Annotated in this window: 5 protein-coding genes; 2 read left to right on the forward strand and 3 right to left on the reverse strand. The window is 69.4% G+C overall.

The features are described from left to right. The first annotated feature begins 477 nt into the window (after positions 1–477). Both FNH05_RS28410 and FNH05_RS28415 read left to right on the forward strand, forming a co-directional pair. On the forward strand, positions 478–1,824 hold the full coding sequence (locus tag FNH05_RS28410) for a type I glutamate--ammonia ligase (RefSeq protein WP_144591919.1): 1,347 nt from the start codon (positions 478–480) through the stop codon (positions 1,822–1,824). After that, positions 1,824–2,603: a DUF6885 family protein gene (locus FNH05_RS28415; RefSeq protein WP_246127989.1), complete on the forward strand. Its 780-nt coding sequence runs from the start codon at positions 1,824–1,826 to the stop codon at positions 2,601–2,603. Before FNH05_RS28410 ends, FNH05_RS28415 begins: the two co-directional genes overlap by 1 nt. Here the strand turns inward: FNH05_RS28415 and FNH05_RS28420 are convergent. The 3 genes from FNH05_RS28420 to ppgK all read right to left on the reverse strand — a co-directional run bounded on the left by FNH05_RS28420 (position 2,566) and on the right by ppgK (position 6,489). Continuing rightward, a complete protein-coding gene (locus tag FNH05_RS28420) occupies positions 2,566–4,038 on the reverse strand; it encodes an amino acid permease (RefSeq protein ID WP_144591921.1) in 1,473 nt (490 codons plus the stop codon). The genes FNH05_RS28415 and FNH05_RS28420 overlap by 38 nt on opposite strands. A 135-nt stretch (positions 4,039–4,173) precedes the next feature. Beyond that, the gene (locus tag FNH05_RS28425) at positions 4,174–5,535 is read right to left on the reverse strand and encodes an RNA polymerase sigma factor (protein WP_144591922.1); all 1,362 of its coding nucleotides are present in this window, start codon (positions 5,533–5,535) and stop codon (positions 4,174–4,176) included. A 192-nt stretch (positions 5,536–5,727) separates the two neighbouring features. Continuing rightward, positions 5,728–6,489 (reverse strand): polyphosphate--glucose phosphotransferase, encoded by a 762-nt coding sequence (gene ppgK, locus FNH05_RS28430; RefSeq protein WP_144591923.1) that lies wholly within the window; start codon positions 6,487–6,489, stop codon positions 5,728–5,730. Between the last annotated feature and the right edge of the window lie 218 nt (positions 6,490–6,707).

Here is a 6,707-nt window from a genome sequence, read left to right on the forward strand (position 1 = left end):
GGTCGGCAGCGGTCAGTTCGGGGCGGGTGAGCGTGGGTGATGTCATGGGGGTCTCCCTCCGTCCCGGCATCGGTGCCCCGATGCCTCTCCAGCGCGATCACTTCGGCACTGATGCCGGGGCGGGTGCCACCGGCTCCGGGGTGGTCGTTGCTTCCACTCTTGCAGACGCTGAGCAGGTCGCAAGTGTTCCCGTCATGGTGGGACCTCCGTCACGCCGAATTACCCCGGATGTCGTAGAGCCTTTCCCGCCATCCGGACAGTGAAACCTTCACGAAACGTCCAGACCACGTGTTTTTCCTGGTCAGATGCGGGTTTTGCGACAGCGCCGCGCGGCCCAAACCACCGGAACGGGCCTTTGCCGGCAGGGGTCGCGCCTCCCGCTGTTCGTTCTGAGCGTAATCGCGTGGTTGCCGAGATCGGCTGAGATCGGCCCCGGAGGGGATTTCAACCCCGGTGACTCGTGAGACACTTCACATCATGACCAAGGCAGCGTCGGCGGCCGCGAAGGATCTGGCTGTGGCCGGGATCACCGGCGTCCAGCTCGCCTGGGCGGACAACAACGGCATCCCGCGCTCCCGCGTCGTGCCGATCGCGGGACTGGCCGACGCCGCCGCGCGGGGCGTCGGCGCCACCGCGCTGTTCGCCGTCTTCGACACCCACGACGAGATCACCTTCGCCCACCCGGATCTCGGCACACCCTCCGGTGACATCCGGGTGGTACCCGTGCTCGAACGGCTGAGGCGGCTGTCACGACAGCCCTCGCTCGCCTGGGCTCCCGGGCGCCAGATCACCGCGGACGGACGGCCGTGGCCGTACTGCCAGCGCACGGTGCTGCAGCGACAGGTCGAGATCGCGAAGGCGCGGGGCTTTGCGCTGAAGGCCGGATACGAGCTGGAGTTCGCGGTCGCGCCGGTGGGCAGCCCGGACATCGTGTCCGCACCGGGGCACTCCGGCCCCGCCTACAGCCCGCACGGCCTGCTCGAACTCGACGAGTTCGTAACGGCTCTCCTGCACGACTTCGACGCCAACGGGCTGCCGCTGAACCAACTGCACGCCGAGTACGGCCCGGCCCAGCTCGAACTGTCGCTGCGGGCCACCGATCCGCTCTCGGCCGCCGACGACCAGCTGCTGGCCCGGCAGACCATCCACGCCGCGGCCAGGGCACACGGGCTGAAGGTCAGTTTCGCGCCGGTCATCAGCGAGGGGGCGGTGGGGAACGGCTGGCACCTGCACACCTCTCTGTGGCGCGGCGACCGGAACCTCCTCGCCGGGGTTCCGGACTCCGAAGGGGCGGGCTACGTCGCCGGGCTCCTGCGGGATCTGCCCGCGCTCACCGCGATCACCGCGCCGAGCGTGCCCTCGACGATGCGGCTGCGGCCCGGTTTCTTCGCCAGCGCCTACGGATTCTGGGGCGTGGAGAACCGCGAGGCACCGCTGCGGTACGTGCCCGCGACCGAGCTGCTGGGTGAGGGCAACGCCAACGTCGAGCTCAAACCCTCGGACGCGTCGGCGAACCCCTATCTGGCGCTGGCGGCGGTGCTCGCCGCGGGCGTCGCCGGGATGGCCGACGGGCTGCGGCTGCCCGAACCCATCGCGGCGGACCCGGGCACCTGGACCGAGGAGCAGCGCGCGGCGCGGGGGGTGGTCCGCCTGCCCAGCACACCCGCCGAGCAGGACGCGGCCCTGGTCGCGTCGCCCCGGATTCGCGAGGTACTGGGCGAGGAGCTGCTCGGCGCTTTCCGGGCGGTACGCAAGGCCGACCTCGACTGGGCGGCCGAACGCGGGACGGACGAAATCGTCGCGGCACACCTTTGGCGGTACTAGTGCTCCTGCTGCGACGGTCCCGCTGGTTCCCCGGCGCCGAAGCGCTGGTCGCCGAGGCGCGGGCGGAGATGCCCCAGAAGAACGATCTCTGCGGGGCCTTCGCCGCGCTGGTTTCCGTGCGGGCGTACGGAATTCCGGTGCTGGATCAGGACGAGGCCGCGGTGGCGGCCGGGGTGCGGCTGGCGGCCGATCCGGCGGCCGGGCTGCCACCGGGCGAGAAGGGCCGCGACGACTACCGCGTCGCGCTTCCCCGGGCCGGCGAGGCCGCCGAGGCCGGGGCATCGGCGGGCGGGGTGGCCCGCGCCGTGGAGATCCTCTCGTCGGGCCGGCTGAAGGCGGTCCCGGCCTCGGGGGACTGGAAGGTACCCGGGCTGCACCGGCTGCTCCAGGGATGCCACGAGCTGCCGTGGGTGGCTTTGGTGGCCAATGTGGACACCGGCGAGTTCGGCGCGCACGACACACCCGAGCGCGCGTTGACGGACTACCTCGAAGGCGGCCTGCCGCCGATGTGGAATTCCCGTTGGCACACCGGGCATTTCGTGCTGCTGGCAGGCACCCTGCACGGTCCCGGCGGCACTTTGGTGTCCGTTGTGGACACTTATCCCGGGCTGGGGGACCGTGGAGTGCACTTCCAGCCGCTCGGCAGGCTCGCCGAGGCGCTGCGCCGGGAACGGCTGTCCACCCCCGGTGGCCTGCTGCTCGTGGTCCGGGAGGCCGACGAACCGGCCGCGGCGGAACTGGTCACCGCGGCCGGCCTGTCCGTCGCGTACTGGCCGTGATCCGCTCGGCCAGCCGGGAGTTCCGGCGGCCGTAGGCGAAGTAGATCACCAGGCCGAGGACGAGCCAGACGGCGAACCGGATCCAGGTCAGCACGCTCAGGTTGAGCGTGAGGTAGAAACAGGCCAGCGCGGCCAGGAGCGGGACCACCGGGGAGAACGGCACCGTGAACGGCCGGTGCAGGTCGGGGCGCCGCTTCCGCAGCACCGGGACCGCCACCGCCACGATGATCATCGCCGACAGTGCGCCGATGCTGACCATGTCGGACAGCTCGGTGATCGGTACGAACGCGGCCAGCACGGCGATCAGCACCGCCCCGCCGATCGTCATCAGATGCGGGGTGCCCCAGCGTGGATGCGTGCGGCCCAGCGCGCCGGGCAGCAGTCCGTCCCGGCCCATCGCGAACCCGATGCGCCCGATGGTGACCAGTTCGACCAGCATGACCGAGGTCAGGCCGGTGACCGCGCCGAGCGAGATCAGCGCGCCGATCCAGTGCATGCCCACCGACTCGAAGGCCGAGGCCAGCGGCGCCCCGGTGTCGATCCGGGTGTAGGGCACCATGCCGGTCAACACGAACGAGACTCCGATGTAGAGCAGTGCGCACACGCCCAGCGCGCCCAGGAGGCCGACCCGCAGGTCCTTCTGGGGATTGCGGGTTTCCTCGCCGAGGTTGGCCAGCGCCTCGAAACCGGTGTAGGCGAAGAAGACGATCGCCGCGGCGCTGAGCACTCCGGCCATTCCGTAGACCGACTGGGCCAGCCCCAGCCCGGCCTGCACCACAGGCTCGTGCAGTACGCCACTGGCACCGGGCGCGGGCTGTGCCGGCGGGATGAACGGGGTCAGGTTCGCGCTCCTGACGAAGAAGACGCCGACCACCAGGATCAGCACGCAGACCGAGACCTTCACGATGACCAGCACGTTCGTCGCCCAGGCCGCTTCCCGGATGCCGGCCACCGCGACCACCGTGAGCACCGCGATGATCAGCACCGCGCCCACGTTCACCGTCGCTTCCTCCCCGAACCACGAGGAGGGCAGGCCCAGCAGGTTCGCCAGGTACCCCGACCAGCCGCGCGACACCACCGCCGTGCCGAGGGCGAACTCCAGCAGCAGATCCCAGCCGATGATCCAGGCGAACGGTTCGCCCAGGGTCGCGAAGGCATAGGTGTAGGCACTGCCCGCGGTCGGCACGCTGGAGGCGAGTTCGGCATAGCACACGGCCGCGAGCCCGGCGACGATCGCGCCGATCACGAACGACAGGGTGACCGCCGGACCGGCGTGCGTTTTCGCCTCCACCCCGGCAAGGGTGAAGATCCCGGTGCCGATGATGACGCCGACGCCGAACCCGATCAGGTCCCGGCCCCGCAGATGGCGTCGCAATTCCCCGGATTCCTGACGCGCGAGGATGTCGTCGACGTCGAGGGTGCGCCTTTTTCCCATTCACCTCACGGTAGAAGAGCACCCCGGGGTCCGCACGGTAGCGGATGGCGAAGCGGTGACGGTGAGGGAGGAGCGAAAAGGCCGCCACGCGGGAGGCATGGCGGCCTTTTCCGTCTCCGGGACGTGCCGGACTGCTCAGTCCAGGTAGTCGCGCAGCACCTGCGAACGCGACGGGTGACGCAGCTTCGACATCGTCTTCGACTCGATCTGGCGGATCCGTTCGCGGGTCACGCCGTAGACCTGGCCGATCTCGTCCAGGGTACGCGGCTGGCCGTCGGTGAGGCCGAAGCGCAGCCGCACCACCCCCGCCTCCCGTTCGGACAGCGTCTGCAGCACGGACTGCAGTTGGTCCTGCAGGAGCGTGAACGAGACGGCGTCGACCGCTACCACGGCTTCGCTGTCCTCGATGAAGTCACCGAGCTGCGAGTCGCCCTCGTCGCCGATGGTCTGGTCGAGCGAGATGGGCTCCCGGGCGTACTGCTGGATCTCCAGCACCTTCTCCGGCGAGATGTCCATCTCCTTGGCCAGCTCTTCCGGGGTGGGCTCGCGCCCGAGGTCCTGGAGCAGCTCGCGCTGGATCCGGCCCAACTTGTTGATCACTTCGACCATGTGCACCGGGATACGGATGGTGCGGGCCTGGTCGGCCATCGCCCTGGTGATGGCCTGCCGGATCCACCACGTGGCATACGTGGAGAACTTGTAGCCCTTGGTGTAGTCGAACTTCTCGACGGCGCGGATCAGACCGAGGTTGCCCTCCTGGATGAGGTCCAGGAACGCCATCCCGCGGCCGGTGTAGCGCTTCGCGAGCGAGACGACCAGCCGGAGGTTCGCCTCCAGCAGGTGGTTCTTGGCACGCTCGCCGTCACGCACGATCCATTTCAGGTCACGGCGCATCTGGGTGGGGAGCTTTTCGCCCTCCTCCTCGGCGATGCGGACGCGTTCGGCGGCGTAGAGCCCGGCCTCGATGCGCTTGGCGAGCTCCACCTCCTCCTCCGCGTTGAGCAGCGCGACCTTGCCGATCTGCTTCAGGTATGCGCGGACCGAGTCGGCCGAGGCGGTCAGTTCGGCATCCTTGCGGGCCTGCCGCAGCGCCTCCGACTCCTCCTCGTCCCAGACGAAGTCGGGGTCGTTCGAGGACTTCGCCCGCGAACTGCGTTCGCTGCGCGGGGCCTCCGCCTCCTCTTCGTCCTCGTCTTCGTCGTCGGCGCTGGAGTCGTCGACGTCGACCTCGACCTCTTCCAGATCGGCGAGGTCGGCGTCCAGATCGACGTCTTCCAGGTCCTCGCCGCCGGGGCCGTCAGGCTCGCCGTCTTCGGTCTTGGGTGCGGCCTTGCCCCGGGTACGGGGCTTGGCCGGGCCCTTCTTCGCGGTCGTCTTGCGGGCGGCCGGCTTCTTGGCGGCGCTCTTTTGCTCGGTGGCGGCGGCCTCAACGCCTGCGTCGGGTTCCGCGCTCGTTGTCTTCGTGCCGCTTCGGGTAGCGGTTTTTGCGGCTGCCACGTACGCCCTTTCGCAGCGGTCGATCACGGCGAGCCGGGTCGGTGGAACCCGGTTGCCTCAGATTCGGGGAACGTCCCGCGGCCTGCGGTTTTGCTTTCCGCGACCGTGGGCCGTGTTCCATTGTAACGACGATACGCCGAAGCGTTGCGGGCGATCATCGATCCCCTGCCGGAACCGGCCGGTACTTCAAGATCAATGATGGAGGCCTTCCGCCGCGGCCGCCGCCGCTCCCACGATCCCCGCGTTGTTCTGCAGGGATGCCACCGCGACCGGCGTGCGGATGTCGAGCAGGGGAACCCACTTGTCCGCCTTCTTGCTGACCCCGCCGCCGACGATGAACAGATCCGGCCAGATCAGGTTCTCCAACACGGTCAGGTAACGGTTCACGCGCTTCGCCCAATGTGGGTAGGAAAGCCCCTCGTTGTCCTTCACCGAAGCGGCCGCGCGCTTCTCGGCGTCGTGGCCGTCGACCTCGACGTGGCCGAACTCGGTGTTGGGGACCAGCTTGCCGTCCTGGAACAGCGCGCTGCCGATACCGGTGCCGAAGGTGAGCAGGGTGGTCACGCCCTGGCAGGCGGCGGGGTCGCCGTAGCGGATCTCGGCCAGGCCCGCGGCATCGGCGTCGTTGAGCATGACGACGTCCTCGACGCGCAGGCCGAGGCGCTTGGCGAACAGCGCGTCCGCGTCGGTGCCGATCCAGCTGGGGTCGATGTTGGCGGCGGTGAGGGCGACGCCCTTCTTGATGACCGAGGGCAGCGTGATGCCCACCGGCCCCTCCCAGCCGAAGTGGGCGACCACCTGGGCCACCACCTCGGCGATCGCCTCAGGGGTGGAGGGCCGGGGCGTGTCGATGCGGAGGCGGTCACCAATGAGCGCGCCCTTTTCCAGGTCGACAAGGGCGCCCTTGATACCGCTGCCGCCGATGTCGATACCGAAACCGCGGGTCGCCGTCATTGGCGTGATCCCTTCCTTCTCGATTCAGAAGCCTGTCCACGAGACTTTATCCGCATGTGGTCACATGGTGGAGTGGGAGCCTTCGAGACTGAGTTGAAAGACACCGCCGTGGCGGTCGCCGGGGAGGCGGCCGCCCTCGTGCGCCGGGCCCGTACCGCCATGTTGGCAGGGGAAACGGTGTCGTTCGACACCAAGTCCACCGACACGGACGTGGTGAC

Source organism: Amycolatopsis rhizosphaerae (genome assembly GCF_007713715.1).
Taxonomy (GTDB): Bacteria; Actinomycetota; Actinomycetes; order Mycobacteriales; family Pseudonocardiaceae; genus Amycolatopsis_E; species Amycolatopsis_E rhizosphaerae.

What these genes read in the sequence shown, in the direction of transcription:
- FNH05_RS28410 (WP_144591919.1), top strand. Translation starts at nt 478, where the DNA reads ATGACCAAGGCAGCGTCGGCGGCCGCGAAGGATCTGGCTGTGGCCGGG.
- FNH05_RS28420 (WP_144591921.1), bottom strand. Translation starts at nt 4,038, where the DNA reads ATGGGAAAAAGGCGCACCCTCGACGTCGACGACATCCTCGCGCGTCAG.
- ppgK (WP_144591923.1), bottom strand. Translation starts at nt 6,489, where the DNA reads ATGACGGCGACCCGCGGTTTCGGTATCGACATCGGCGGCAGCGGTATC.